Source organism: Nocardia sp. bgisy134, from assembly GCF_057708325.1.
In genome coordinates this window covers 97,770-124,384 of record NZ_JBYIRW010000016.1, presented here as the reverse complement: position 1 = coordinate 124,384, position 26,615 = coordinate 97,770, and the positions used below count along the sequence as shown (strand labels likewise).

Annotated in this window: 23 protein-coding genes; 11 read left to right on the top strand and 12 right to left on the bottom strand. The window is 69.2% G+C overall.

What is annotated here, in order from left to right; translation table 11 throughout:
• Nucleotides 1-5: 5 nt before the first annotated feature.
• Together rpmI and infC are read right to left on the bottom strand one after the other, a co-directional pair.
• On the bottom strand, nt 6-200 hold the full coding sequence (gene rpmI / locus AC3ERS_RS26190; protein ID WP_040706116.1) for a 50S ribosomal protein L35: 195 nt from the start codon (nt 198-200) through the stop codon (nt 6-8).
• Between the two features lie 73 nt (nt 201-273).
• Entirely contained in the window at nt 274-927 is a 654-nt protein-coding gene (infC, locus tag AC3ERS_RS26185) for a translation initiation factor IF-3 (RefSeq protein WP_084483526.1), read from the bottom strand.
• Nucleotides 928-1,300: 373 nt separating this feature from the next.
• Here infC and AC3ERS_RS26180 point away from each other — a divergent pair, with 373 nt between their 5' ends.
• Entirely contained in the window at nt 1,301-1,642 is a 342-nt protein-coding gene (locus AC3ERS_RS26180) for a DUF1844 domain-containing protein (RefSeq protein WP_431970738.1), read from the top strand.
• Nucleotides 1,643-1,768: 126 nt separating this feature from the next.
• The gene (locus tag AC3ERS_RS26175; RefSeq protein WP_431970737.1) at nt 1,769-2,476 is read left to right on the top strand and encodes an alpha/beta fold hydrolase; all 708 of its coding nucleotides are present in this window, start codon (nt 1,769-1,771) and stop codon (nt 2,474-2,476) included.
• Nucleotides 2,477-3,042: 566 nt separating this feature from the next.
• Here AC3ERS_RS26175 and uvrA read toward each other — a convergent pair.
• Complete coding sequence (uvrA, locus tag AC3ERS_RS26170; RefSeq protein WP_431970736.1) at nt 3,043-6,096, bottom strand: excinuclease ABC subunit UvrA; 3,054 nt, start codon at nt 6,094-6,096, stop codon at nt 3,043-3,045.
• 124 nt (nt 6,097-6,220) lie between these two features.
• Nucleotides 6,221-8,305, bottom strand: a complete 2,085-nt coding sequence (locus tag AC3ERS_RS26165) for an amylo-alpha-1,6-glucosidase (protein ID WP_431970735.1) — start codon at nt 8,303-8,305, stop codon at nt 6,221-6,223.
• 226 nt (nt 8,306-8,531) lie between these two features.
• Between AC3ERS_RS26165 and AC3ERS_RS26160 the strand changes: the two genes are divergently transcribed.
• Entirely contained in the window at nt 8,532-9,164 is a 633-nt protein-coding gene (locus AC3ERS_RS26160) for a response regulator (RefSeq protein ID WP_431970734.1), read from the top strand.
• A gap of 87 nt (nt 9,165-9,251) precedes the next feature.
• Here AC3ERS_RS26160 and AC3ERS_RS26155 read toward each other — a convergent pair whose 3' ends face one another.
• On the bottom strand, nt 9,252-9,980 hold the full coding sequence (locus AC3ERS_RS26155; protein WP_431970733.1) for a sigma 54 modulation/S30EA ribosomal C-terminal domain-containing protein: 729 nt from the start codon (nt 9,978-9,980) through the stop codon (nt 9,252-9,254).
• A 204-nt stretch (nt 9,981-10,184) separates the two neighbouring features.
• Here AC3ERS_RS26155 and AC3ERS_RS26150 point away from each other — a divergent pair, with 204 nt between their 5' ends.
• On the top strand, nt 10,185-11,924 hold the full coding sequence (locus tag AC3ERS_RS26150; RefSeq protein ID WP_431970732.1) for a sensor histidine kinase: 1,740 nt from the start codon (nt 10,185-10,187) through the stop codon (nt 11,922-11,924).
• A gap of 14 nt (nt 11,925-11,938) precedes the next feature.
• Here the strand turns inward: AC3ERS_RS26150 and AC3ERS_RS26145 are convergent, their stop codons facing one another.
• Nucleotides 11,939-13,114 (bottom strand): beta-ketoacyl synthase N-terminal-like domain-containing protein, encoded by a 1,176-nt coding sequence (locus AC3ERS_RS26145; RefSeq protein WP_431970731.1) that lies wholly within the window; start codon nt 13,112-13,114, stop codon nt 11,939-11,941.
• A gap of 261 nt (nt 13,115-13,375) precedes the next feature.
• On the opposite strand from AC3ERS_RS26145, the gene AC3ERS_RS26140 reads away from it, so the two are divergent.
• The 3 genes from AC3ERS_RS26140 (at nt 13,376) to AC3ERS_RS26130 (ending at nt 17,461) form a co-directional block, all read left to right on the top strand.
• Nucleotides 13,376-14,713, top strand: coding sequence for a diguanylate cyclase domain-containing protein (locus tag AC3ERS_RS26140; RefSeq protein ID WP_431970730.1), 1,338 nt, complete (start codon nt 13,376-13,378; stop codon nt 14,711-14,713).
• Between the two features lie 14 nt (nt 14,714-14,727).
• A complete protein-coding gene (locus AC3ERS_RS26135) occupies nt 14,728-15,075 on the top strand; it encodes an antibiotic biosynthesis monooxygenase family protein (RefSeq protein WP_431970729.1) in 348 nt (115 codons plus the stop codon).
• 76 nt (nt 15,076-15,151) lie between these two features.
• Nucleotides 15,152-17,461: a HelD family protein gene (locus tag AC3ERS_RS26130; protein WP_431970728.1), complete on the top strand. Its 2,310-nt coding sequence runs from the start codon at nt 15,152-15,154 to the stop codon at nt 17,459-17,461.
• Between the two features lie 141 nt (nt 17,462-17,602).
• Here AC3ERS_RS26130 and AC3ERS_RS26125 read toward each other — a convergent pair whose 3' ends face one another.
• Both AC3ERS_RS26125 and AC3ERS_RS26120 read right to left on the bottom strand, forming a co-directional pair.
• A complete protein-coding gene (locus AC3ERS_RS26125; RefSeq protein WP_431970727.1) occupies nt 17,603-18,055 on the bottom strand; it encodes a universal stress protein in 453 nt (150 codons plus the stop codon).
• Nucleotides 18,056-18,590: 535 nt separating this feature from the next.
• Nucleotides 18,591-19,451 carry a DUF6597 domain-containing transcriptional factor gene (locus tag AC3ERS_RS26120; protein WP_431970726.1) on the bottom strand — a complete coding sequence of 287 codons (861 nt, stop codon included), beginning with the start codon at nt 19,449-19,451 and terminating at the stop codon, nt 18,591-18,593.
• Between the two features lie 70 nt (nt 19,452-19,521).
• Between AC3ERS_RS26120 and AC3ERS_RS26115 the strand changes: the two genes are divergently transcribed.
• A complete protein-coding gene (locus AC3ERS_RS26115) occupies nt 19,522-19,992 on the top strand; it encodes a VOC family protein (RefSeq protein ID WP_431970725.1) in 471 nt (156 codons plus the stop codon).
• 24 nt (nt 19,993-20,016) lie between these two features.
• Here AC3ERS_RS26115 and uvrB read toward each other — a convergent pair whose 3' ends face one another.
• Nucleotides 20,017-22,182, bottom strand: a complete 2,166-nt coding sequence (uvrB, locus tag AC3ERS_RS26110) for an excinuclease ABC subunit UvrB (RefSeq protein ID WP_431970724.1) — start codon at nt 22,180-22,182, stop codon at nt 20,017-20,019.
• A 410-nt stretch (nt 22,183-22,592) separates the two neighbouring features.
• Here uvrB and AC3ERS_RS26105 point away from each other — a divergent pair, with 410 nt between their 5' ends.
• Both AC3ERS_RS26105 and AC3ERS_RS26100 read left to right on the top strand, forming a co-directional pair.
• Nucleotides 22,593-23,219 (top strand): ribonuclease FAU-1 family protein, encoded by a 627-nt coding sequence (locus AC3ERS_RS26105; protein WP_431970723.1) that lies wholly within the window; start codon nt 22,593-22,595, stop codon nt 23,217-23,219.
• Nucleotides 23,220-23,276: 57 nt separating this feature from the next.
• Entirely contained in the window at nt 23,277-23,801 is a 525-nt protein-coding gene (locus AC3ERS_RS26100) for a ribonuclease FAU-1 family protein (protein ID WP_431970722.1), read from the top strand.
• A 103-nt stretch (nt 23,802-23,904) separates the two neighbouring features.
• Here AC3ERS_RS26100 and AC3ERS_RS26095 read toward each other — a convergent pair whose 3' ends face one another.
• Nucleotides 23,905-24,186 (bottom strand): hypothetical protein, encoded by a 282-nt coding sequence (locus tag AC3ERS_RS26095; RefSeq protein ID WP_431970721.1) that lies wholly within the window; start codon nt 24,184-24,186, stop codon nt 23,905-23,907.
• 175 nt (nt 24,187-24,361) lie between these two features.
• A complete protein-coding gene (gene coaE, locus AC3ERS_RS26090) occupies nt 24,362-25,552 on the bottom strand; it encodes a dephospho-CoA kinase (protein ID WP_431970720.1) in 1,191 nt (396 codons plus the stop codon).
• A 303-nt stretch (nt 25,553-25,855) separates the two neighbouring features.
• On the opposite strand from coaE, the gene AC3ERS_RS26085 reads away from it, so the two are divergent.
• Nucleotides 25,856-26,068, top strand: a complete 213-nt coding sequence (locus tag AC3ERS_RS26085) for a hypothetical protein (protein WP_431970829.1) — start codon at nt 25,856-25,858, stop codon at nt 26,066-26,068.
• Between the two features lie 61 nt (nt 26,069-26,129).
• On the opposite strand, the gene AC3ERS_RS26080 is transcribed toward AC3ERS_RS26085, so the two are convergent.
• Nucleotides 26,130-26,573 (bottom strand): MarR family winged helix-turn-helix transcriptional regulator, encoded by a 444-nt coding sequence (locus tag AC3ERS_RS26080; RefSeq protein WP_431970719.1) that lies wholly within the window; start codon nt 26,571-26,573, stop codon nt 26,130-26,132.
• Nucleotides 26,574-26,615 lie beyond the last annotated feature (42 nt).

Here is a 26,615-nt window from a genome sequence, read left to right as displayed (position 1 = left end):
GGGGATCAGATACCCAGCAGCTTCTTCACGCGACGGACGTCGGCAGCCGCGACGACCTCCGTGCCGTCCAGACGACGAGTCCGGCGGGTGGGCTTGTGCTCGAACAGGTGGCGACGGTTCGCCTGCTGGCGCAGCAGCTTGCCTTTACCGGACACCTTGAATCGCTTCGAGGCGCCGCTGTGGCTCTTCATCTTCGGCATGGATTCCTCTATCTGGTCGTCCCGGCGGCCGTTTCCGACCGCCGGTGTCTGTTCGTATAACTGCGGGCGTGGCCTACTCGGCCTGCTCCGCGGCCGGGGTCTCACCGGCGGGCGCGGCGCTCGCGGCAGGCCGTCCGGCCGATTCCTGCTGCGCCTTCACGCGGGTCTTCGCTCCCTTGTGGGGTGCGAGGACCATGGTCATGTTCCGGCCGTCCTGCTTGGCCGAGGTCTCCACGAAACCCAGGTCCGCGACGTCGGAGGCCAACCGCTGCAGCAGCCGGAACCCGAGCTCGGGCCGGGACTGCTCGCGACCCCGGAACATGATCGTCACCTTGACCTTCGACCCGGCTTCGAGGAAGCGAACGACGTTCCGCTTCTTGGTCTCGTAGTCGTGGTCGTCGATCTTGGGCCGGAGCTTCTGCTCCTTGATCACGGTCTGCTGCTGGTTCTTCCGAGACTCGCGCGCCTTCTGCGCCGTCTCGTACTTGAACTTGCCGTAGTCCATGATCTTGCAAACCGGCGGACGGGCATCCGGAGCCACCTCGACCAGGTCGAGATCGGCCTCGAGGGCGACGCGTAGCGCATCTTCAACACGCACGATCCCAACCTGCTCGCCGCCAGGTCCGATGAGTCGGACCTCGGGAACTCGGATGCGATCGTTGATGCGGGTCTCAGTGCTGATGGGGCCTCCTAGGTCAAGCGGTGTCGTCTGACGACCGCAGGCAATAACTGCAACCCCTTGTTCAACACAAAAGCCCCGGTGCGGTATTTCACCACAACGGGGCCCGAGTCGACCGATCGCCGATGCCAGGCATCGACTCTTGCGCGCGAGACGGCACTCACGCAAGAAACCCGCCACAAGGGCGGGCGACCGGACCGTTTGACCAGTACGATTGCTCGTCGGTAACGGTGGGAGTCGGGCTCCACTTATTCAGCCCCGGGTCGTGTCGCACCAGGCGACGCGGTTCGGGGCGGTCGTCAGCGGAAAGTCTAGCATTGCCGTCCGCTATCGCCGAATCGGTCCGAAAACGCGCTGCGCGGCCCGCCGCGGGGATCGGCCAGCTCCGACTGCTCCTGGCGGCCTCGCTAGCCTGTTGGGCATGACTGACGAGCTCGACTCCTCCGTGCGCGACCTGGCCGACATCCCCGCCGTCGAGGTGATCAGCCGCGCCGCCGTGATGCTGATGAGTTCGGCCGCGGAAAAGCTCGGCCTCGCCGACCCGGACCCGGACAGCAGCCCGCACCGCGACCTGGACGAGGCACGCCGCGTCATCACGGCGCTCGCGGGTCTGGTCACGGCCTCGGTCGAATACCTCGGGCCGCACGCAGGGCCCATCCGCGAGGGCTTGCAGTCCCTGCAGCGGGCGTTCCGCGAGGCTTCCGCCCACCCGGACGAGCCGGGCAAGGGTCCGGGCGAGAAGTACACCGGCCCCGTCTACTGAGCCGGTTCCCCGACCCGGTCCGGTACGGCTCGACGCTCGCCGGCCGGTCACCCGCCTGACCCGCCGATCACGCTGCGGCAGGCGCGAATCGGCCGCGGCCGCGGCTCGATGCGGCATGCTGGCAGTATGGCGACACCGATCTTGCTCGTTCCCGGATTCTGGCTCGGCGCGTGGGCGTGGGACGAGGTGGCCGAGGAACTGCGCGGCAGCGGCTTCGAGGTGCGCGCGCTGACCCTGCCCGGGTTGGATCCCGACGACGAGGATCGGTTCGCGGCCACCATCGAGGAACAGGCAGGCGCCATCCTCGCGGCCATCGACCCCGCGGAATCGGCTGTGCTGGTGGCCCATTCGGGCGGGGCGGCGCCGGGCTACCTGGCCACCGATGTCGCGCCGGGGCGCTTCCGGCACGCGGTGTACGTCGACTGCGCGCCGGTGCCGGACGGGTTCGTGCTCAACGATTCGCTCGGATCGGCGCGCGAGTTTCCGCTACCGAGCTGGGAGCAATTGGCGGAGGAGGGCGACAGCCTGGTCGGGCTGGACGCGGCGCAGCTGGCCCGATTCCGGGAGCGCGCGGTGTCGGAGCCTGCGAGCATCGCGGGTGCGCCACTGCGCCTGAGCGATTCGCCCGCCCGGCTCGCGGTGCCGACGACAGTGGTGTGCACCAGCATCACCGCGGAGCTGGTGCGGCAGTTGAGCCTGAGCGGTGAGGCGCCGGTGTTCAGCGAGATCGCCCGCTTCGACGCGACGCTGATCGACCTGCCGACCGGCCACTGGCCGATGTGGTCGAAACCCGCGGAGCTGGCCGAGATCATCGCGGGCGCCGCGGCGAACTGAGCGCCGCGCGGCCGAGACGGGGCGGGCCGACACTCGACCGGCCCCGCCCGGCGCGATCACTGCCCGGGGGTGACCGAGATCGACGAGCCGGTGGCGATCATGGTGGCGATGGCCTGCAAGAGGCTGGTCAGCCCGGCGCTTCCGCTGTCCATGGCGTTCCTTTCACTGTCTGGCGCGCTCAGGCGCCCGGGGTGTAGTTGATGGACGATCCACTGCCGAGAAACGTGAGGATCTGCGCGACCAGCGCGGCGATGTCCACGCCTTCCATGGGTGTGTTCCTTTCTCTCCCACCGGGTTTCGGGCGTGCTAGCGCCGCGGTCCGGTGCACTCACCGTTACTGTCCCGGCCACGCCCGGACACGGTGAGGCAGATCTTACACACGCCCATTTCACTTTTTCCCGCGTTTTCGGGACCCGAAAAACCCGCGCAGGCCGAAACGGCGAGTGGCCGCGCCTTGTGACGCGGCCACTCGCCGTTTCAGGTTCAATTGTCGAAGATCGACCCGCTGCTCCACATCGACCTTTTGCCCGGATCAACCGCTGCGTTCGACCAGCCTCTGCCCTCGATCAACGCAGCGCGGCGGCCTTCCTGGCCAGACGCTTGGCCGCGGCCGTCTCCGCAGGGGCCTTCTTCGCCGCCTTGTCGGCAGGGGCCTTCTTCGCCGCCGCGGGCTCCGCCGGAGTCTGCTTGGCCGCCGCCTTGGACGCCGTCTTCTTGGCCGCCGCCTTCTTCGCCGGGGCCCGCTTCAGCGGAGCCGACGCGGCGGGCTGGGCGAGTACCTCGGCGAGGAACTGGCCCGTGTAGCTGTGCGGCACGGCAGCGACGTCTTCCGGCGCGCCCTCGGCCACCACGGTGCCGCCGCCGGAACCGCCCTCGGGGCCCATGTCGACGACCCAGTCGGAGGTCTTGATGACGTCCAGGTTGTGCTCGATGACGATGACGGTGTTGCCCTTGTCGACCAGACCGTTGATGACGCCGAGCAGCTTGCGGATGTCCTCGAAGTGCAGACCGGTGGTCGGCTCGTCGAGGATGTAGACGGTGCGGCCGGTGGAGCGCTTCTGCAGTTCGGCCGCCAGCTTCACGCGCTGGGCCTCGCCGCCGGACAGCGTCGGCGCGCTCTGGCCGAGTCGCACGTAGCCGAGGCCGACGTCGACCAAGGTCTTGAGGTAGCGGTGGATCGAGGTGACCGGTTCGAAGAACTCCGCGGCCTCCTCGATGGACATGTCCAGCACCTCGGCGATGGTCTTGCCCTTGTAGTGCACCTCGAGGGTTTCCCGGTTGTAGCGCGCGCCGTGGCAGACCTCGCACGGCACGTACACGTCGGGCAGGAAGTTCATCTCGATCTTCAGCGTGCCGTCGCCGGAGCACGCCTCGCAGCGGCCGCCCTTGACGTTGAACGAGAACCGGCCGGGCTGGTAGCCACGCACCTTCGCCTCGGTGGTCGCCGCGAACAGCGTCCTGATCTTGTCGAATACGCCGGTGTAGGTGGCCGGGTTGGAGCGCGGCGTCCGCCCGATCGGGGACTGGTCGACCTGTACCAGCTTGTCCAGGTGATCCAGGCCGTTGACCCTGGTGTGCCTGCCCGGCACCTGACGGGCGCCGTTGAGCTTGTTCGCCAGCACGGTGGCCAGGATGTCGTTGACCAGCGTCGACTTGCCCGAGCCCGAGACGCCGGTCACCGCGGTGAGCACGCCGAGCGGGAACGAGACGTCGATGCCCTGCAGGTTGTGCTCGGTCGCGCCGACGACGGTGAGCTTGCGCTTCTTGTCCATCGGGCGGCGCACCATCGGCACCTCGATCCGCTCGCGGCCCGAAAGGTACGCGCCGGTCAGCGAATCGGGGTCGGTGAGCAACTCCTGATACGGGCCGCTGTGCACCACCCGGCCGCCGTGCTCGCCCGCGAGCGGGCCGATGTCGACGACCCAGTCCGAGGCGCGGATGGTGTCCTCGTCGTGCTCGACGACGATCAGCGTGTTGCCGAGATTCTTCAGCCGCGTGAGGGTTTCGATGAGCCGCCGGTTGTCCCGCTGGTGCAGGCCGATGGACGGCTCGTCCAGCACGTACAGCACGCCGACCAGCCCGGAGCCGATCTGGGTGGCCAGCCGGATGCGCTGCGCCTCACCGCCGGACAGGGTCGCGGCGGCCCTGGACAGCGTCAGATACTCCAAGCCGACGTCGAGCAGGAACCCGAGCCGCGCCTGGACCTCCTTGAGCACCTGCCCGGCGATCGCGGCCTCGCGCTCCCCCAGCGTCAGCGAGTTCAGGAACTTCGAGCAGTCGCCGATGGACAGATCGCTGACGTCGGCGATGGACTTCTTGTCCTCGCCCGCCGAGATGGTGACGGCCAGGATCTCCGGGCGCAGCCGCGCGCCCGAGCAGACCGGGCACGGGATGTCGCGCATGTACCCGTCGTAGTGCTCCTTCATCTGCTCGGACTCGGTGTTCTCCATGCGCCGCTGCAGGAAGGGCATCACGCCCTCGAAGTCGGCGTAGTAGGAGCGCTTGCGTCCGTAGCGGTTGGTGTAGGAGACGTGCACCTGGTCGGGGCTGCCCTCCAGCACGGCCTTGCGCGCCTTGAGCGGCAGGTCCTGCCACGGGGTGTCCATGGAGAAGCCGATGGTCTCGGCCAGACCCGACAGCAGCCGGGTGAAGTACTCCGCGGTCTGCCCGCGCGACCAGGGCGCGATGGCACCCGCTGCGAGGCTGAGCTCGGGATCGGGGACCACCAGATCGGGGTCGACCTCCTTGCGGATGCCGAGGCCGGTGCAGTCGGGGCAGGCGCCGTAGGGCGAGTTGAACGAGAACGACCTCGGCTCGAGGTCCTCGATGTCGAGCGGGTGCCCGTTGGGGCAGGCCAGGCGCTCGGAGAAGCGGCGTTCCCGGTCGTGGGCGTGCTCGTCGCGATCGACGAAGTCGAGCACAACGATGCCGTCGGCCAGCCGCAGCGCGGTCTCGATCGAATCGGTGAGGCGCTGCTTGGAGCTCGGCTTGACGGCGAGCCGGTCGACCACGACCTCGACGTCGTGCTTCTCCTGCTTCTTCAGTTTCGGCGGGTCGGTGAGCGGATACACCACACCGTCGACCCGCACCCGGGAGTAGCCCTGGGAGTTGAGCTGGTCGAAGAGGTCGACGAACTCGCCCTTGCGGGTACGCACCACCGGCGCGAGCACCTGGAACTTGGTGCCCTCCGCCATGGCGAGCACCTGGTCGACGATCTGCTGCGGTGTCTGCTTGGCGATCAGCTCGCCGCAGACCGGGCAGTGCGGCGTGCCCGCGCGCGCGTAGAGCAGACGCAGGTAGTCGTAGACCTCGGTGATGGTGCCCACGGTGGAGCGCGGGTTGCGGTTGGTGGACTTCTGGTCGATGGACACCGCGGGCGAGAGGCCCTCGATGAAATCGACGTCGGGCTTGTCCATCTGGCCGAGGAACTGCCTGGCGTAGGCCGACAGCGATTCCACGTACCTGCGCTGGCCCTCGGCGAAGATGGTGTCGAAGGCGAGGCTGGATTTGCCCGAGCCGGACAGTCCGGTGAACACGATCAAGCTGTCGCGGGGCAGATCGAGATCGATCCCCTTCAGGTTGTGCTCCCGAGCTCCGCGCACGGTGAGGCGTTCCGCCACCGATGTGTCCCTTCTCGATCGTGTTGACGTGCAGACAGACCCCCGCTCGCCATGCTAAGCGCGAGCACCGACAAGTTTCGTCCGAGCGGCTGTCCACCCGCGCGGACGAGGCCGCGCCGGAGCGTCAGCCGGCCCGGCGCGTGCCCTCCGACCGCCCGGTGACCTGCCATCCGTGCGCGTCCACCGTGACGGTCAACACCTCCGACCCGACCCGCAGTCCGCTGATCCGCAGCGGCAGGTAGCGCTCGGGCACGGCGGGCGCCACCTCCGCGACGGCCGCCCCCGGCTCCAGCCGGACCAGGCTGCGCAGGAACAGCAGCGGCGCGGCGGCGGCCCAGGCCTGCGGCGAGCACGAGGTCGGATACGGCACCGGCGCGTCGAACTCGGCGCGGTCGAAACCGCAGAACAGTTCGGGCAGCCGATGGCCGAACCGCACCGAGGCGTCGAGCACCGCGTCGATGACCCGGGTGGCGTGCTCGGTCAACCCGTAGCGCATCAGTCCGGCCGCGCAGATCGCGTTGTCGTGCGGCCACACCGAACCGTTGTGGTAGCTGACGGGGTTGTAGGCGCCCATGCCGCTGGCCAGGGTTCGAATGCCCCAGCCGGTGAACATGTCGGGAGCGAGCAACCGGTCCGCGACCAGCGCCGCCTTGTCCTCGTCCACGATACCGGTCCACAGACAGTGGCCGATGTTCGAGGTGAGCGCGTCGATCGGCCGCTTGTCCCGGTCCAGGCCGACCGCGTACCAGCCGCGCTCGGGCAGCCAGAACTTCGCGTTGAACTCGGCCTTCAGCCGGGCGGCCGCGGCGCGCAGCCGGTCCGCGGTGGCGCGGTCGCCGAGGTCGTCGGCCAGCTCGGCCCTGGCCAGGTAGGCCGCGTAGACGTAGCCCTGCACCTCGGCGAGCGCGATGGGCGGTGCGGGGAGGGTGCCGTCGGCGAAGTTCACCCCGTCCCAGGAGTCCTTCCAGCCCTGGTTGTCCAGCCCGTGCTCGGCGCGGCGGCAATACTCGACGAACCCGTCGCCGTCGGCGTCGCCGTAGCGCTGGATCCACTCGATGGCGCGGTCGGCGTGCGGCAGCAGTTCGTCGCGGGTGGCGTCGTCGAGTCCCCAGCGGTGCAGCTCGCCGAGCACCATGACGAACAGCGGGGTGGCGTCGGCGGTGCCGTAGTACACGGTGTCGCCGCCGAGCAGCCGCGTCGCGGCCCTGCCGAACCTGATCTCGTGCGGTATCCGGCCCGGTTGTTCCTCGGTGGCGATGTGCTCGCGGACGCCTTGCAGGTCGGCCAGGCTCTGCAGAGTGCCGATGGCCAGCCTGCGATCCACCGGCAGCACCATCCACGAGGTGAGCAGCGAGTCCCTGCCGAACAGCGCCATGAACCACGGCGCGCCCGCGGCGACCACCGCGCGGCCGGGACTGGCCGGGTCGAAGATGCGCAGCGCGCCGAGGTCGGCGACGGCGCGGCGCAGCGCCGCGGCCAGCGTCGGGTCGCCGGTGCGCACCCTCGGCGAGTTCTCGTACCAGGCGCGCAACCTGCTGGCGGGCGCGCTGTGCGCGACCGAGCTGCCGCACGTGTGCCGCGGCGTGACCTCGGCCGAGCCGAGCAGCGGGAGGTACTGCACGCACGTCGACCAGGAACCGCGGGCGGGCAGCCGGACGTGCCAGCGCAGGCGGCGGCCGTCCGCGGTCGCTTCCGCGGCGCGCACCGCGACCGCGACACCGAGTGCGGGAGCGGCGATTTCGAGGCCGCCGTCGACCGCGCGGTGCTCGATGGCCTGCCCTTCACCGACCCGGCCGTCCTTGACCTCGAACAGGTCGGCGAAATCCGCGTCGACCTCGAGCGCGATCGCGAAGTCGACGGACTCCCCGGAGAGGTTGCGCACGGTCAGGTCCTCGCGCATGCCGTCGCCGACGTGTCGTCCGACGATCACCAGCGCGGTGCTGTCGGCGCGGTCGGGCGGCGGTGCGGTGCGCGCGAGCAGCGTGACACTGTAGGGGTCGGCGTACTGCACGCTGAGCGGTTGCGGCGCGTGGTCGTCGACGGTCAGCCGCCAGCGGGAGAGCACTCGGGTGTCGCGGACGAACAGTCCCTGCGCCCGGCCCGGCTCGATCGCGCCGCCGGAGTCGCTGAGGCAGAAGGTGGATCCCTCGACGAGCGTCACGGCGCTCGCCGTTCCGTGGTGCGCAGGTCCGCTGCCCCAGGGGTCCATTACGTCACGCGCCCTTGGTCGGCGGCTCGTCGTGCGGCGGGTCGTCCCGGTGTCGCTGAATCGGTCATCGTTCGACAACTTTCACGCGTTCGGTCCAGAAATCCAGCATACTCGGAACATCAATACGCCCAGCGTTTTTCGGTCAGTCCCGTTCGCTACGCATTCGCTGCGGCGAGATTCGGTGGCCGGATCCGCGGTGGGACCCGGTGCGCGAGGAGGGGCCGCGATGATCAAGGTGTTCCTGGTCGACGACCACGAGATCGTCCGGCGTGGCCTGACGGATCTGCTGGAGAGCGATCCCGAGCTCGCGGTGATCGGCGAGGCGGGCGATGTCGCAGAGGCGATGTCGGGCATTCGCGCGGCGCGGCCCGATGTCGCGGTGCTCGACGTGCGACTGCCCGACGGCAACGGCATCGAACTGTGCCGTGATCTGCTCGCCGAATTCGACAGGCTGCGTTGCCTGATCCTGACCTCCTACACCGACGAGCACGCGATGCTGGACGCGATCCTCGCGGGCGCTTCGGGATACGTGGTGAAGAACATCAAGGGCATGGAGCTGGCCGAGGCCATCAAGGCGGTCGGGGCTGGCCGCTCGCTGCTGGACAACCGGGCGGCGACCGCGTTGAAAGCGCGACTACGCAACAGCGTCGAGGCCGACGGTCCGCTGGCCGGTCTGACCGAACAGGAGCGCAAGCTGCTCGCACTGCTCGGCGAAGGCCTGACGAACCGCCAGATCGCGGCGCGGATGTTCCTCGCGGAGAAGACGGTCAAGAACTACGTATCGCGGCTGCTGGCCAAGCTGGGTATGGAGCGGCGCACTCAGGCCGCGGTGCTGGCCTCCCGCCTGCGCGAGCCGTGAAGCGGCTCGACGACCTCGGCTGCGCGGCGCCGAGCCGGGCGGCGTGCCAGGGGAGCCACGCTGCTCCCATCGGAACCGTACTGGGAATCAGGCGGTTTCGGTCGGCGCGACGATGGTCAGGTCCCCGTCGTAGCGACGGTAGAGCAGCTGGCCGCGGCCCGACTCGCGATCGGTAAAGAACAGGTAGGGCAGGCCGCCGCGGCACAGCGCGGTCGCCGCCTCGGACTCGCCGAGCAGCGGGCTGGGCTCCGAATGCACGGTCAGAGGTAGGGAATTCACGCTGAGCGGCTGTTGTGTCCGCTCCGCAGGCGTCGTGGTGGTCCACTGGCGGACGAGTCGCACGCCGAGCGTGTCCGCCCAGTGCACGATGGCGTCCTCACCGGTCTCGGCATCGGTGAACAGGTACGCGTCGTAGTCCATCGCGTCCATCACGGCGGTCGCCTCGGCGGGCGTTCCGGTCAGCAGCTCACAGTGCTTGCGGCGGATGATCGGCCGCTGCTCGGTGACCTTCGCCAGCGGTGGCCGCGCCGGATCCGGCCACGCCCGTGACTGATTGGCGACCAACCTGCTGAGCTGGCGATCCAGCCGCTCGACGGCGAAGGTCACCGCGAACCCGCGCGGCCCGGTGACCTGCACCCGGGTCGGTGTGTCGTGCAGCCGTACATTGGCCTGCACCACCGTGGGTTCCTCCCTATCCCGCGGGGCCGTAACCCGCACCCGCGCAGGAACATCCAAGTGGTGGCGGCGCAGCACCCGGCCGATGGCGCGGACGGCCCGCGTCACGTCGGCCGGCGGGACGGCCCCGCGAGTGGTCACAGCGAGCTCCGGATCCGCGGCGCTGGACCAGTGTTCCGAGGAGTACAACGATTGCGACGAATTCATAGGACACCTCTACTCTCAATTCACCCAGTGTCGATATCCCACCGCCGCAACGGCACCGCGAACAGGGCCAAAAGTCCCCGATCCGCGAATTAGACTGGCTGAAGCGCTGTTCACGCGCCCACCTGAACAGGAACCGACATGACCGAAGACAGCGGTAACGGCCTGTACTCGGTGCGCGACACGCTCTCGCAACTGCGCCTGCGCGAACTGCTCAGCGAGGTCAAGGAGCGCGTCGAGCTGATCATCGACTCGCGCGACCGGATGGACGGCCTGGTCGAGGCGATGCTCACCGTCACCTCCGGCCTCGATCTGGACGACACGCTACGCGCCATAGTCCGCACCGCGACCAGCCTGGTCGACGCCCGATACGGCGCGCTCGCGGTGCGCGGGCACGACCGGCAGGTGGTCCAGTTCATCGACGAGGGCATGGACGAGGTGGTCCGGCAGCGCATCGGACAGCTGCCCTCCGGACACGGCGTGCTCGGCGTGGTGTTCAATCGCCCGAAGCCGCTGCGACTGGACGACCTCACCGAACATGCGGAGTCCGTGGGTTTTCCGCCGGGGCATCCGCCCATGCACACCTTCCTCGGCGTGCCGGTGCGCATTCGCGACGAGGTGTTCGGCAGCCTCTATCTCACCGAAAAGGCGGGCGGGCAACCGTTCACCGAGGACGACGACGTGCTGGTGCAGGCGCTGGCCGCGGCGGCGGGCATCGCGGTCGACAACGCGCGCCTCTACGAGTCGGCCCGCACCAGGCAGGCCTGGATCGAGGCCACCCGCGACATCGCCACCGAATTCCTCGCGGGCACCGAATCCGAGCACGTGCTCGCGCACGTGGTCGACCACGCGCGCACCCTGACCGGCTCGCACCGCTGCTTCCTCGCCCGGCTCGACGAGTGCGTATCGCCCGGCGAGATCGGCGAACTCGTGCTCACCCAGTGGTCGGGTCCCGGCGCCGGACACGAGGGCTGGCTGGCCTCGACCGAGGGCACCGCGCTCGGCGAGGCGTTCACCCGGCGCACCCCGCTGCGCTTCGACGACGCGGCGCGCATCGATCTCGGTGTGCCGCTGGCCGATGTCGGCCCCGCCCTGATCCTGCCGTTGTGCACCCCTGACGCCACGCTCGGCGTGCTCGTCGCGGTGCGGCCGATCGGATCGGCGCCCTATCCCGACGAACTCGTCGAACTCACCGCCGCGTTCACCGATCAGGCCGCGCTGGCCATGCAGCTGGCCGACGCCCAGCGGCGGATGCGCGAACTCGACATCCTCGCCGACCGCGACCGCATCGCCCGCGATCTGCACGATCATGTCATCCAGCGGCTGTTCGCCATCGGCCTCACGCTGCAAGGGTCGCTGCCGAAGGCGGTGGTTCCCGAAGTGCGCCAACGGTTGTCGACCTCGATCAACGAGCTGCAGGAAGTGGTCCAGGAGATCCGCACCTCCATCTTCGACCTGCACGGCGGCGACGGGCACAGTGCGGGCTTGCAGCAGCGCATCGAGCGCGCGGTGCGCCAGCAGACCGCCGAGACCCCGCTGAAGGCCACCGTCCAGGTGAGCGGGCCGCTCTCCGTGCTGGAGGCCGAACTCGCCGATCACGCCGAGGCCGTGGTGCGCGAGGCGGTGAGCAACGCGGTACGACATTCGGGCGCCGACACGATCGCGGTGGACATCAGCGTGGCCGACGACCTGACGATCGTGGTCACCGACAACGGCTGGGGCGTACCGCACCACGTCATCCGCAGCGGGCTGCGGAATCTGGAGCAGCGGGCCGAGAAAGCCGACGGCAGCTTCGTGGTCGGCCCCGCGGGCACGCCGGCCGACAGCGCTGGACTGCCGGGGACGCGGCTGCGCTGGTCGGTGCCGCTACCCGCGGACTGACGCGGACCGGACCGTCATCCGGCCCGTCCCCCGCGGCCTGACCTGCCGGCCGCGGGCCCCAGCACCAGCATCGAGTTGTGCCCGCCCATACCCAGCGAGGACTTCAGGGTCAGGCCGCCCTCGAACGGCGTCGGACCGTCCAGCAGCCGCGGATGCGCCGGGGCCACGATCGGCGGTGCGGGCAGCACGCCGCGCTGGTAGGCCATCGCCGCGACGGCCACCTCCACGCCCGCCGCGGCGCCCTGGCTGTGTCCGGTGAGCGGCTTGAGCCCGTACACGTGCGGACGATCGCCCAACACCTGGGCGACCAGATCGCGCTCGGCCAGCTCGCACTGCCGCGTTCCGGTGCCGTGCGCGTTGAAGTACGCGATCTCGTCCGGGCTCACCCCGGCCTGGGCCAGGGCGCGGCGCGCGCAGTCGATGATCTGCGCGTGCTCCGGTTCCACCGAGACCACGTGGTAGCCGTCGTTGGTCATGCCGCCGCCGAGCACCGCCGCGTACGGCCGATCAACAGCGCGGGTCAGCACGAACGCCACCGAGGCCTCCGCGAAGCCGAAGCCGCGGCTGCCCTCCTGGAAGGGGCGGCACGCGTCGAGCGGTTCGGCGTCGGTGATCGCGGCGCCGAGCTGGACGAAGTGCTCGACCATGTCCGGCGTCGCCGACATGTCGGTGGCCACGCAGATCACGTCGTCGGCGATGCCGCTGTCCAGCCACAGTTCGGCGGTGACGATCGCGACGTTGGCCGAACTGCACGCCGCCGACACGTTCATCGACGGACCGTGGAAGCCGAACTCCTGCATCAGCACCGAGATCGGCGTGGACGGCAGCAGCCGCAGGTAGTCGCGGGAGCGGCGGTGGCCCTCGTCGATCTGGTAGAAATCGCGCCAGTTCACCACGTCGCCGAGCACGATCGCGTGCAGCAGGCCCACCGTGCGGCCGGGCCGCCAGCCACGCGCGCAGGCGTCGGCGATCGCCTCGCGCGCCGATTCGTGCATGGCGCGGCCGTAGCGACTGGGGCTGACGGCTTCGTCGCCGCCGTTCGGCACCAGCGTCACCCACGCGTGCTCGTCGCGGCCCGGCCCGTACCCGGGTTGCAGCTGCGCGGCGGACTTGCCGCTGAGCAGGCCCTGCCACAGCGACTCGCGCCCCCACCCGTAGCCGGTCACCGCACCGACCCCGGCGATGGACATATGATCTCGAGACCGATCTCTGTGCTCCGGAATGGCGCCCGGCATGGCATCGCTCCTTCACCGGATCCCCGGGCCGAACACCCTCGGTCGGGCCTGTTCCGGGAGGAACCGGAGTCTGTCATGATCACCGGATAGAGCCCGATGGAGTGCCCGAACCGTGATCGAAGCAAGTGCGTCGACGCTGAGAGCTCGCGCGCGTCGACACCAGAATAATCCCATGTTCCAATGGCCATAGGTCGGTCGACGATCGGGGGTTTGCGAGTGGGTGAGGAGACGACGGGCGTCACCGTCGACGCCGAGCAGCTGGCGCAGCGCTACCGGTCACTGGTCGAGCACACGCCGGACGGGATCTGCGTGCACGAGAACGGCGTCATCGTCTACGTCAACCAGGCCACCGTCCGGCTGCTCGACGCGCACAGCGCCGACGAGGTCGTCGGCCAGCCGCTCACCCGCTTCGTGCATCCCGACTCGATCCCGGCGATGCGCGAACGCATCGAACTGCTGACCAGCAAGGGCACCGCCTCCGTGCCGACCGAGATGCTGCTGATGCGCGCCAACGGCGAGACAGTACCGGTCGAGACGGTCTCGGTGCTCACCCCGTGGCACGACCACTTCGCCTACCAGGTGGTCATCCACGATCTGACCGCGCAGCGGGCCGCCGAGGACGCCCAGCGCCGCGCCGAACAGCACTTCACCACGGTGGTCTCCCAGCTGGAGGAGGGCGTGGTCGTCATCGACCGCGGCGGGCGCATCGAGTCGGCGAATCCGGCCGCCCGGCGCATCTTCGGCACCGACGAGCGGCACGACGACATCGTCGGCCGCACCATCGGCGAGCTGCCGATGGTGCTGCTCGACGCCAACGCCCAGCCGCTGCCGCCGAGCAGGCATCCGATGGCGCGCACGCTGGCCACCGGGGAGACGGTCACCGGCTACATCTTCGGCGTCGACCGCAGGGACGGTCAGCGCCGCTGGCTCTCCGGCAGCAGCAGGCTGCTCAACCCCGGCGACCCGGACTCCCCCGCGGTGTCCTCCTTCGCCGACATCACCGAATTCCGCGCCAGCCGACGCCAATTGGAGTACCAGGCGACGCACGACTCGCTGACCGGCCTGGCCAACCGCTCGCTCATCCTGTCCCAGCTGGCTGGCGCGCTGGCCACCAGCGCGGACCTGCCCTACTCGACGGTGCTGTTCATCGATCTCGACGGCTTCAAGTCCATCAACGACACGCTCGGCCACGCCATCGGCGACACCGTGCTGCAGATCGTGGCGCAGCGCCTGCAGCGCGCGCTGCGCGCCGACGACCTGGTCGGGCGGCTCGGCGGCGACGAGTTCCTGGTCCTGCTCTCCGGCCGCGGCCGCCACGTCGACGTGGACGGGCTGGTCCATCGGCTGCGCTCCACCATGTCCGAGCCGATCATCGCGCGCGGGCACCGGATCGCGGTGGACGCCTCCATCGGCGTCACCGAACTCGATCCCGGCGACCGCCGCACACCCGAAGCCGTACTGCACGACGCCGATGTCGCCATGTACCGCGCCAAGCCGCCCCATCGCGACACCGGTGTCGGCAAGGGCCGCACCAACAACACGCACGCGTCCTGAATGAAAGTCACCGCATGATCGTCGAACACGCCCTGCTGCCCGTCCGCCCGGAACTCGCCGCCGCCTTCGAGGCCGCCTTCGCCGAGGCGAGGCCGCTCATCGCGGGGATGCCCGGCTTCCGCTCGCTGTCACTCTCGCGCTGCGTCGAGTCGCCGGGCGTCTACCTGCTGCTGGTGGAATGGGAGCGGCTGAGCGACCACGTCGACGGGTTCCGCGGGTCACCGGAGTACCAGCAGTGGAAGGCGCTGCTGCACCACTTCTACGAACCGTTCCCGGTGGTCGAGCACTTCGAACCGATGCTCACCGACCCCACTTATGGGGCCCCACCTGCGGTTACGGCGGGCGTGCCGAACTCGCAGTAGACTCGACAACTCTGTTTTCCGACGCGCGCACGGGATCGGCGCGCGTTCGCCCCATCGCGGTGACAAGGAGTCCAGTTTGCCCGACCGCCTCGCCCACGACCGTGCCGTCACCGACGGCGCGGTCGCGCGGACCCGCGAAATCGAGAAGGAGCAGGCCTACCTGTCGGTGCTCTACGACCGGCTCGACGGAATGCGCGCATACGCCAAGAACCGGCTGCGCACCGTGTTGCTGGAGACCGGGGGCACCCCGCAGGCGCGCAGCGAGCGCGAGTCGTTCAGCCAGCTGTACTCCGAGGATCTGGCCAAATACGATGCCGCCGAACACGGTCTGTGTTTCGGCCGCATCGATCTCGACGGCGACGAACCGCGCTACATCGGCCGTCTCGGCATTCTGGACGAGAAGGACGACTACGCGACCCTGCTCCTGGACTGGCGCGCGCCCTTGGCCCGCCCGTTCTACCTGGCCACCACCGCCACGCCGGACGGTGTGAGCCGGCGCCGCCACATCCGCACCCGCAACCGCCGGGTCACCGCGGTCAACGACGAATACCTGAACCTGACGGCGGCCGAACAGGCGGGCAGGGTCGAGTCCGACGGCGGCGTCGGCAGCGAGAGCGCCCTGCTCGCGGCGCTCAACGCGGCCCGCACCGGTCACATGAACGACATCGTCGAGACCATCCAGAGCGAGCAGGACGCGATCATCCGCTCCGAGCACAAGAGCGTGCTGGTGGTGCAGGGCGGGCCTGGCACCGGCAAAACCGCCGTGGCACTGCACCGGGCCGCCTACCTGCTCTACACCTACCGCCAGCAGCTGGCCAAGAGCGGCGTGCTGATCATCGGCCCGAACGCGACCTTCCTCGACTACATCGGCCAGGTGCTGCCCTCGCTCGGCGAGACCGGCGTGCTGCTGTCCACCATCGGCAACCTGTACCCAGGAGTGAAGGCGACCCGCGAGGATTCGCTGCGCGCGGGTGAGATCAAGGGCGCGTTGAGCATTCTCGACGTGCTCAAGCAGGCCGTGCGCGACCGGCAGGAGGTGCCCGCCGAACCGGTCCGCCTGAGTTTCGACGGCTATCCGGTGACGCTGGACAAGAAGATCGCGACCAAGGCCCGCGGCCGGGCTCGCTCGTCGCGCCGCCCGCACAACCTGGCCAGGCCGATCTTCGCCAGTTCGGTGATCGACGCGCTCACCGACCAGCTGGCCCAGACCATGGGCGCCGATCTCTCCGGCGGTCCGAGCCTGCTCAGCCGCACCGATCTCGCCGAGATCCGCGACGAGATGAAGTCCGATCCCGGGGTGCAGGCGGCCATCGGGCGGCTCTGGCCGATCCTGACCCCGCAGGAGGTACTGGCCGATCTGCTGGCCGACCCACAGCGGCTGGACCGCGTGGCGGCGAGCCTGTCTCCCGAGGACCGTGCTGAGCTGGTCCGCCCCGACGACGGCGAGTTCAGCGCCGCCGACGCGCCCCTGCTCGACGAGCTGGCCGAGTTGCTCGGCGTCGACGACGCCGAGGAGCGGGAGCGTGCCCGCCGCCGCTGGCGCGCTCAGCTGGCCGAGGCGCAGGACGCGCTGGACATCCTCACCGGCTCGGCGCCGCAGGATCTCGAGGACGAGCTCGACCCCGAGATCCTGATGGCCTACGACCTGATCGACGCGAGCCAGCTGGCCGAGCGCCAGGACGTGCGCGCCAGGCAGACCACCGCCGAACGCGCCGCGGGCGACCGCACCTGGACCTACGGGCACGTCATCGTGGACGAGGCGCAGGAGCTCTCGGAGATGGCGTGGCGCATGGTGATGCGGCGCATTCCGAACCGGTGGATCACCGTGGTCGGCGACGTGGCCCAGACCGGTGACCCGGCGGGCGCGTCGTCCTGGCAGCGGATGCTGGAACCCTATGTGGCGCAACGGTGGAAGCGCACCGAGCTGACGGTGAACTACCGCACCCCGGCCGAGATCATGGCGGTGGCCGCCGAGGTGCTCGCCGTTATCGACCCGGAGGCCAAGGTGCCGCGCTCGGTGCGCGAGTCCGGGAATCCGCCGCGAGCCAAGCGAGTCGGCGCGGCCGAATTGCCCGGCGTGGTGGAGAGTTTGGTGGCCGCAGAGCAGGGACCGGGCACCACCGCGGTGATCGCGCCGCACCCACGGGTTGCCAAGCTGGCCGAACTGGCCGCGGAATCGGTGCGGGTGCTGACGGTGCACGACGTGAAGGGGCTGGAGTTCGACGCGGTGATCCTGGTGGAACCCGCACGGATTCTCGCGGAATCACCGCGCGGGATGAACGACCTGTACGTGGCGCTGACGCGGGCCACCCAGCGGCTCACGGTGGTGCACAGCGAGGACCTGCCCGAGGTGCTGGCGACGCTGGAGCGGTCGGTCCAAGGCTGATCGGCGCGGGCGGGTTTCGCGGGTCGTCGCCGGATCGGGAAGGGCGGCGACCGGCGGACCGCAACGCTTACGGCCTCGGCCGAATGCGCGAAAGCTCCGCATCGCGCCGGAGGGGCGATACGGAGCTCTCGCGAGGAATTCCTATCGGACGGTGTGCACGATCAGTACATCCGAGCGGGACTTGCGCGCCACGTCGGAAGGCACCGAGCCGAGCAGGCGACCCGCGAGGGTGTTCAGGCCGCGGTTACCGACGACCAGCAGGTCCGCCTGGGTCTCCTTGATCAGGCCCAGCAGCGACTCCACCGGCTCGCCGACAATGGCGCGCTCGACGATCTCCTCGGCGCCCGCGGCGGCCGCCTTGTCCCTGGCGGTGCGCAGGATCTCGTTGGTGGGGGCGGAGCCGCGCACCTGGTAGGCCTCGTCCTTGAGCACATCGGCCGCGGCCGCGACGTCGCGATCATCGGTCGGATAGTAGGCGCAGGCCACGATCAGGGTGGCGCCGGCATCGGCGGCCAACGACGCTGCCTTCTCGACGGCTACGTACGACGACTCCGATCCATCGGTACCGACGACAATGGTCCGGTAGGCGGTCATGCCTCCACCTCGCTAGCGCTCGGCGCCGGCATGGCCGGCTGTGGCGCTGTGTCTTTGGTTCGCTCGCTTCGCTCGCTCACGGTCTTTCCTCCAACTATGCGGGTCGGGTGCCTGCGTCCGGCGTCCCGGCATGTCGGGCACCGGCGCGGCGACTGCGCTCGACCATAGCCGCAATCACGGCGGAAACAGCAGAAATCGCAACACATCACACTCGCCGATGTCGGGCTTTCCGCCCAGCGTTCGCACATCGAATGTCGCAGGGCCTTACCGACCAGCGCGGATTCTATTTCGCGCCGGTAAACCTGTGATACGTCACAACAGCGGTGAACGTTCTTCTGTGCCTGGGATATTCATCACAAGATACCGTTCTCGGCGCGCCGCCGCGCCGCAACGCGGCGCCGCACGGGCGCGGCTACGGCTCTGATGAGCCCTTGACCAGTTGCGTTGCAGCCAGCCACGGTGGGCTCCCCGCCGTGGAGCCGATATCCGTCCGCGGCCCGGCACCTTCCGAATAACGACCGTTTATCGGCCGGATTCACCCGGCGGGCCCGGACGCCGCGACCAAATCGGACGCCGCACGCGAATGCCGCGCGTACTCCAGCGGCGCCATTCCGATCTCCGCGGTGAACTCGTGGGAGAAATGCGCCTGATCGAAATAGCCGAGTTCGACGGCCAGCGCGGCCAAATCCGCGTGCCGCCCGTTGGCGAGCAGTTCCGCGCCGTCCTGCAACCGGTAGCGGCGCAGCACCCACTTCGGCCCCGCGCCGACATAGCGCCGGAACATCCGCTGCAGGGTGCGGACAGGGACGCCGAATCGCTCGGTGACCTGATCCACCCGGGTGAGCGACCGGTCGTGCTCCATGTCGTGCACGATCTGCGTCACCAGCAGGAACGTGGGGTCGTGACCGCCGGCGCGCGGCGCGAGGAACTTCTCGACCAGAGCGCGGCGGTCCTCGGCGGACGCGGCGGCGAGCACCCGTTCGGCGAGGTCGGCGGCGTCCGGAAACACCTCGGCGAGCGGCAACGACCGGTCGCGCAGGGACGCGACGTCCAATCCGGTGAAGGCGCCGAACCCGCCCGTCCGAAACCGGGCGCCGAAGGTCATCCCGAGCCCCGCCAGCTCACGGGTGAATTTCGTGGTGCACACGCCGGTGACGAAGCCGCCGGTGCGCTGCTCGGACTGTTCGAAAGTGACGTTCACGCACGGAAAAGGCAGCACCTCCGCGACATACGGAGGGCAGCCGCGCAGATCCCAGCGCACCACCCAGTACCAATCCACGAACTCGCCGACCCCCGGCCCCGCCGTGAGCCGGGCCAGGCTCCGGTGCCGGGACTGCTCCCTCGGGTGCAGAATTCCCTTCTCGCTGTCGGGCGGTGTCCGTCCCTCAGTGGCCATCACGCCTTCTCCTCGACGGGTGTCGCTTTCTTACAAGATCGGGCGCGCCCGCCCTGACAGGGTGGAAGCCATGACGACATCGGTGAATCCCATCCCCTCCGGCTACCACTCGATCACCTGTTTCCTCGCGGTCGCCGACGCGAACAAGGCCATCGAGTTCTACTCCTCGGTCTTCGGCGCGAAGGTGGTCAGCCGCAGCGACCTGCCCGACGGCCAGCCCGCGCACGCCGAACTCGAGATCGGCGATTCGACACTGCAACTCGGTATGCCTATGCCCGCCAACGGGGTCCAGGCCCCGAACGGCGAGTGGGTGCACACCTCGATCGTGCATTACTGCCCCGACGTCGACGCCGTCATCCAGCGCGCGGTCGAGCACGGCGCCCGCAGCGCCGAGGAACCGCAGACCTTCGTCACCGGCGACCGCTTCGGCGTCGTGATCGACCCGTTCGGCCACCGCTGGGCGGTGATGACGCGGGTCGAGGACGTCTCGCGCGAGGAGGCCCAGCGCCGGGTCGACGAGTGGATGGCGACGCAGAGCTGAGGCCACGGCGGACGCCACCGCGACTCAGCTCAGTCCGGCGGCATCCATGCCGCGCAGTTCCTTCTTCAGGTCGGCGATCTCGTCGCGCAGCCTGCCCGCCAGCTCGAATTGGAGTTCGCGGGCCGCGTTCATCATCTGCGCGGTGAGTTCCTTGACCAGATCGGCGAGTTCGGCGCGCGGCATCGCCTTGATGTCGCGGCCCTCGTAGACGCCCGCGCTCACCGCGCGGCCCGGCTCGCCCTGGGCGCGGCGGCCGCGGCTGACGTTGCGGCCGGAGCCGCCGACCTCGACCTCGTCGGCCTCGCGGTACACCTGGTCCAGGATGTCGGCGATCTTCTTGCGCAACGGCTTCGGGTCGATGCCCATCTGCTCGTTGTAGGCGACTTGCTTGGCCCGGCGTCGCTCGGTCTCTTCGATCGCGTGGCGCATGGAGTCGGTGACTTTGTCGGCGTACATGTGCACTTCACCGGAGACGTTGCGCGCCGCGCGACCGATGGTCTGGATGAGGCTGGTGCTGCTGCGCAGGAAGCCTTCCTTGTCGGCGTCCAGGATGGCGACGAGGGAGACCTCGGGCAGGTCGAGGCCCTCGCGCAGCAGGTTGATGCCCACCAGCACGTCGTACTCGCCGAGGCGCAGCTGGCGCAGCAGCTCGACGCGGCGCAGCGTGTCGATCTCCGAGTGCAGGTACCGCACCCGCACGCCGAGCCCGAGCAGGTAATCGGTGAGATCCTCGGCCATCTTCTTGGTGAGCGTGGTGACCAGCACCCGCTCGTCGCGGTCGGTGCGCTGCCGGATCTCGTGCACCAGGTCATCGATCTGGCCCTTGGTCGGCTTCACCACCACCTGCGGGTCGACCAGGCCGGTCGGGCGGATGACCTGCTCGACCACCTCGCCGCCCGCCTGCCCCAGTTCGTACGGGCCGGGGGTCGCGGACAGGTAGACCGTCTGCCCGATGCGATCGGCGAATTCCTCCCAGGTCAGCGGGCGGTTGTCGACGGCGGACGGCAGCCGGAAGCCGTATTCCACGAGGTTCCGCTTGCGCGACATGTCGCCCTCGTACATGCCGCCGATCTGCGGCACGGTGACGTGCGACTCGTCGATGACGAGCAGGAAGTCCTCGGGGAAGTAGTCGAGCAGCGTCGCGGGGGCCGATCCGGCCGGGCGGCCGTCGATGTGGCGCGAGTAGTTCTCGATGCCGGAGCAGAATCCGACCTGCCTGATCATCTCCAGGTCGTACTGGGTGCGCATGCGCAGTCGCTGCGCCTCCAGCAGCTTGCCCTGACGCTCCAGCTCGGCGAGGCGCTCCTCGAGCTCCTGTTCGATGTCGCGGGTGGCGCGCTCCATACGTTCCTGGCCCGCCACATAGTGGGTCGCCGGGAAGATGCGCACCGTGTCCACCTGGCGCACCACGTCACCGGTCAGCGGGTGCAGATAGTAGAGCGCCTCGATCTCGTCGCCGAAGAACTCGATGCGCACCGCGAGCTCCTCGTAGGAGGGGATGATCTCGACGGTGTCGCCGCGTACCCGGAACGAGCCGCGGGTGAAGGCCATGTCGTTGCGGGTGTACTGCACGTCGACCAGCAGCCGAAGCAGTGCGTCGCGGTCGATCTCGGTGCCGACCTCGAGCTGCACCGAGCGGTCCAGGTAGGACTGCGGCGTGCCGAGGCCGTAGATGCACGACACCGAGGCGACCACCACCACGTCGCGCCGGGACAGCAGGCTCGAGGTCGCCGAGTGACGCAGCCGCTCCACGTCGTCGTTGATCGAGCTGTCCTTCTCGATGTAGGTGTCGGTCTGGGCGATGTACGCCTCGGGTTGGTAGTAGTCGTAGTACGAGACGAAGTACTCGACCGCGTTGTGCGGCAACATCTCACGCAGTTCGTTGGCCAGCTGCGCGGCGAGCGTCTTGTTCGGCGCCATCACCAGCGTCGGGCGCTGCAACTTCTCGATGAGCCAGGCCGTGGTGGCCGACTTGCCGGTGCCGGTGGCACCCAGCAGTACGACGTCGCGCTCGCCCACCTTGATCCGGTGCTCCAGTTCCGCGATGGCCGCGGGCTGGTCGCCCGCGGGCCGATGCTCGCTGACCACCTGGAAGCGCCCGTCGGCGCGCTCGATGGCGCCGACGGGACGGAACTCCGAATGCGCGAGGGGCGTCTCTCCCTCGGCGGGAATCTCGGTAGCGAAAGCCATGACAACCAGCGTAGGCGCAGGCACCGACAGATTTCGCGGCTCGGTGACGCGGCAGGCGGGACGGCCCTGCAAGTGGGGCCGAACTCCCCTCCTGCTCGGCCCCACTCCCGGCGGAGCGGAAACCGAACGGAACACTCGTGCCTGGGCCGCCGTCCAGAATATCGACAGCAGCTATCCATTGGCAAATCTTGTAATTTCAATTTTCAATTACCCGCCGACGGCCGACACGGCCGCTGGCGTGCCCCGCTCCACGAAGGCCGCGGACCGCGCCGCCGCCGGACCTGTCACCGATGTCCGAATTGCCCATTCCCGCAGGGTAATTGGGCATCGAACCGCAACTTTTCATGCCGAGCCGAGCCCGCGACCCGGGTGTAACCTGATCTGGCGCTGCACTAGGTAAGGACGTCGCCATGAGCACTTTGCTGCCGCTGTTCGTCGCCGCTCCCGCCGTCACGGGTATCGCCGGATACCTCGCTCGCGATCTGCGAGCGGCCGTGCCGGCCGCCACACCCGCCACGTCCACAGGAACCGCCGCGCCGCCGCCGCACCGGCCGCTGGTGGAGTACTTCAACCTCGCGGAGCTCACCGTCACCGACGCGAAAGGCTTCGTCCGGCCGGTCGAGCGCTTCCAAGTCGAGCCGTGGGGCCTGTACATGGCGCGCATGGTCGACGGGTCTCGTTATCTGCAGTCCTGGCTGCTGCCCGACCTGTCGGTACGGGCGACCGTGATCCACACGCGGGCCGGACAGCACCGCAGCCGCGATTACCTGCTCGATGTCGGCGAGTTCACCAAGATCGCGCCGCGGCGCTGGAAAGCCGTCGATCAGTACCTGGATGTCGTTGTCCGCCATCGTCGTTCGACGCGCCTGCGCGGCGTCGGCGACCTGCTCGCCGCGCACGCGGCGGGCCTGGTGGACACCGCGCAAGCGCACCGCGCTGTCGAGCGGGCCACCGCCGCGCTGGACGGACTCGCGGCGCACGACCACGACGTCGAGCTCTGGCTCGCCGCCCACGACATCACGTTGACCTGGATGTGACCACCGCACTTCTCGCCAGCGCTCGACGGAACGGCCGCGACGGTAGATTCTGACTGCATGACACAGGCACCAGCAGTGAACGTGCACCGACCCAAGGTCGAGTACTTCGACGTCGCGAGCCTGACCAACACGGATCCCAAGGGATACGTGCGGCCGGTCGAGCGCTATCGCGTCGAGCCGTGGGGCCTGTACATGGCGCGTACCGCCGACCACCCGCAGTTCCACTACGTGGAGTCCTGGCTGCTACCCGAACTCGGGCTGCGCACCACCGTTTTCCACTACAACCCGGCCCACCGCCGCGACCAGGACTACTATCTCGACCTCGGCGAATTCACCAGGGTCGAACCGAAGAAGTGGCGGTCGGTCGACCACTATCTCGACATCGTCGTGCGCTCCGAGCGCGAGACCGAGCTCCTCGACGTGGACGAACTGCTCGCCGCGCACGCCGCGGGCCTGATCGGCACGGCCGAGGCGCAGGCCGCCATCCACCACGCAACCGCCGCGATCGACGGGATCGCGGCGCACGGCCACTCCCTCGATCGCTGGCTCGCCACCCACGACATCGAGCTGACCTGGCTCTGACCGCGCAGACCCCGAAACGCCGATCGCCCGGCGGGAGTATTCCCGCCGGGCGATCGCCCTCGACTGTGCGTAATGCCGGTACGCAGCCCGGCAGCGGCGACGCTCAGCCCGCAAGACCGGGGAGCAGCCCGCCGAGTCCGCCGCCGCATCCGCCCGCGCTTCCGGTGCCGCCGCCGCGTTCGGCGACGTTCACCGTCACCGAGCCGCTGATCAGCAGCTGACTGGCCTCCCGTTTGTGCCTGCCCTCCGGCTGTGCCGCGCCGTTTGCGGCGCGCTTGCCCGCCCGTCGCCGGGGGCGCGATGCCGAGGTGGCGCGCTCACTTCGAGGAGAAATGCCGGAAATTCTGGGACGGCCGTTCGGTCGGCTGAGACGTGCACCGATCAAGATCGAAAGAATGGCGTCCGCCCATCGGAATCCGATACCGCACCGCGGCATCGATACCAACCAGCCACCCGATATGACGGCCGCCACTCTCCGATCCCGAAGCACGCCTCTCGGTATTCCGAAATATTTCCGGCGAAATCGTCCGAAATGGGTGGTTCGCGCCCAATCGGGCGGGTCAGTCGAGCACCCTCAGGTAGACCCCGTCGAACCACGGCTCCTTCACCGCGTAGTACGCCTCCGACGCGGCCTCTCCGGTGAGCCCGCTCGCCTTGGCCTCGGCCTCGCGCTTCACCGCGAGGTACTCCGCACGCGCCGCCGCGTCGCCGCGCAGCCAGTCGCGGAAGGCCAGCGCGAACCGCTGGCCGGGCGACCCGTCCACGCGGATGTGCACGTTGGCGAGACGGCCAGGGTCGGCGTTGCCGTGCAGCCGCTTGGCCCAGCGGGCCAGGTCGGTCCCGTCCGGGTCGCCCTCGGTCGGCTTCGGATTGTCGTGTGCGACAACGGCTTTCACCGGGAACCCGGCCGCGCCCAGCGCGTCGCGCAGCCCGTCGGCCGCCGCGAGATCGGCCACGGTGATCTGCAGATCCAGCACGTCCTTGGCGGGCAGGCCAGGCACCGCCGTGGAACCGATGTGGTCGATGCGGGAGGCCGCGGCGCCACAGGCCACCCACAGTCGCGCGATGAGCCGCTGCGCCTGCGCGACCCATTCCGGATCGTGCGGCGCCAGCCGCAGCTCCCGCGGACCCGCGGGCGTCCCGGTGCGCAGGTTGCGCTCGAACGGCCTCAGCCGCTCTTCCCACAGCCGGTGCACCGCGGCGTCGATCACGCCAGCGGGGCCGCTGTTGTCCAGCAGGACGTCGGCCACCGCGCGCCGCTGTTCGTCCGTCGCCTGCGCCGAAATTCGGGCCCGCGCATCGGATTCCGAAACGCCGCGAAATTCCGCGAGACGGCGAATTCGAGTTTCCGCGTCGACGTCGACGATCACCACCAGATTCATCAACGGCGCCAAGCCGTTTTCCACCAGCAGCGGAATATCCTGCACCACAATGGCGTCCGCCGGGGCCGCCGAAATCAATTCCGCGGTGCGCTTTCCGACGAGCGGGTGGGTAATGTAATTCAGGGTTGCGCGGGCTGCGTCGTCGGCGAACGCGACGGCGGCGAGCGCGGGCCGATCCAGGCTGCCGTCCGCGGCGAGTATGCCGGGGCCGAACGCCTCGACCAAGGCCGCGAGCCCCTCGGTGCCCGGTGCGACCACCTCCCTGGCGATCAGGTCGGAATCGATGATCACCCCGCCGCATTCGGCGAGGATCCGCGCCACCGTCGACTTGCCAGCTCCCATGCCTCCGGTGAGGCCGATCCGCAACATTCGTTCAGTTTCGCATCCGCCGCCCCCGGCCGGCCGCCCGCCCGGCCTCGGCTCCCGGGGTGGCGCGCCAATGCCATCGATTACCCACTCGCCCCTCGCATTCCACGCGCGACGGCCCCAATTGCCCGTTCCGTGACGCGGTCGAGACCAATTCGCAACATTTACAGTCGGACCGCACAGCGGCCCGACAAGTTTCCGACACGCCGAGGCAATTACTTCCGCAAAATACTGTGTTCGGCAGTTTCGTTCCGCTAATCTTCGCCGTGGCGATCCAGGCCAATACCAGCAAGCAAAGGAAGACCATTGGGCACCAGAATCAACCAAACGGGTCGCCACCGTTTGGGTATGGCGGGCGGCGTGCACTGCACCCAGATCCCCGCCGTCGCGGCCGCGCTCGCCGAGCACCGCCGTACATGGTTCACCGCACTGATCAGTCCCGCCCGGCACAGTTTCGCGGCCATGCGAAAACGCTCCACCATGGCCACGGCCTACTGGGTACCGGCGACCGCCGGCTGAGCTTGCCAGACGATAATGGCCCAGCCTCCCGGCTGGGCCATTATCGTGCGCCGGGCACGGCTCAGAGCTGGGCGCTCTCCACGACCGCGGTGAATTCCCGCACCTCGGCACGGAATCGGGCGAGGCCGTCCCGGTCGAGGCCGGTGGCGTCGGCCACTCGCCGCGGGACGTCCCGCGCGCGCTCGAGCAGCGCCGCACCCGCTTCGGTCGGTCGCACCAGCACCGACCGCTCGTCCTCCGCGGAGCGCACCCGGGTGATCAAACCCGTCGTCTCCAACCGTTTCAGCAACGGCGACAACGTCCCCGAGTCGAGGTCGAGCGCCTCGCCCAGCTCTTTCACCGTCACGGTTTCGCGCTCCCACAGCACCAGCATCACCAAGTACTGCGGATAGGTCAGCCCGAGGTCGTCCAACATCGGCCGATAGAGCCGCGTGAGCGCCCGCGAGGCGGCGTACAGCGCGAAGCACACCTGGTTGTCGAGCTGGAGCTCGGTCGTCTGTGTCATGGTCACCACCTCTTTTTCGAAGGTAGTAGCCGATTCAGTGGC

Bases quoted from the DNA above. Each gene is read 5' to 3' on its own strand.
- rpmI (WP_040706116.1), bottom strand. From the start codon at position 200: ATGCCGAAGATGAAGAGCCACAGCGGCGCCTCGAAGCGATTCAAGGTG.
- AC3ERS_RS26180 (WP_431970738.1), top strand. From the start codon at position 1,301: ATGACTGACGAGCTCGACTCCTCCGTGCGCGACCTGGCCGACATCCCC.
- AC3ERS_RS26175 (WP_431970737.1), top strand. From the start codon at position 1,769: ATGGCGACACCGATCTTGCTCGTTCCCGGATTCTGGCTCGGCGCGTGG.
- AC3ERS_RS26165 (WP_431970735.1), bottom strand. From the start codon at position 8,305: ATGGACCCCTGGGGCAGCGGACCTGCGCACCACGGAACGGCGAGCGCC.
- AC3ERS_RS26160 (WP_431970734.1), top strand. From the start codon at position 8,532: ATGATCAAGGTGTTCCTGGTCGACGACCACGAGATCGTCCGGCGTGGC.
- AC3ERS_RS26150 (WP_431970732.1), top strand. From the start codon at position 10,185: ATGACCGAAGACAGCGGTAACGGCCTGTACTCGGTGCGCGACACGCTC.
- AC3ERS_RS26145 (WP_431970731.1), bottom strand. From the start codon at position 13,114: ATGTCCATCGCCGGGGTCGGTGCGGTGACCGGCTACGGGTGGGGGCGC.
- AC3ERS_RS26135 (WP_431970729.1), top strand. From the start codon at position 14,728: ATGATCGTCGAACACGCCCTGCTGCCCGTCCGCCCGGAACTCGCCGCC.
- AC3ERS_RS26125 (WP_431970727.1), bottom strand. From the start codon at position 18,055: ATGACCGCCTACCGGACCATTGTCGTCGGTACCGATGGATCGGAGTCG.
- AC3ERS_RS26120 (WP_431970726.1), bottom strand. From the start codon at position 19,451: ATGGCCACTGAGGGACGGACACCGCCCGACAGCGAGAAGGGAATTCTG.
- AC3ERS_RS26115 (WP_431970725.1), top strand. From the start codon at position 19,522: ATGACGACATCGGTGAATCCCATCCCCTCCGGCTACCACTCGATCACC.
- uvrB (WP_431970724.1), bottom strand. From the start codon at position 22,182: ATGGCTTTCGCTACCGAGATTCCCGCCGAGGGAGAGACGCCCCTCGCG.
- AC3ERS_RS26105 (WP_431970723.1), top strand. From the start codon at position 22,593: ATGAGCACTTTGCTGCCGCTGTTCGTCGCCGCTCCCGCCGTCACGGGT.
- AC3ERS_RS26100 (WP_431970722.1), top strand. From the start codon at position 23,277: ATGACACAGGCACCAGCAGTGAACGTGCACCGACCCAAGGTCGAGTAC.
- coaE (WP_431970720.1), bottom strand. From the start codon at position 25,552: ATGTTGCGGATCGGCCTCACCGGAGGCATGGGAGCTGGCAAGTCGACG.
- AC3ERS_RS26080 (WP_431970719.1), bottom strand. From the start codon at position 26,573: ATGACACAGACGACCGAGCTCCAGCTCGACAACCAGGTGTGCTTCGCG.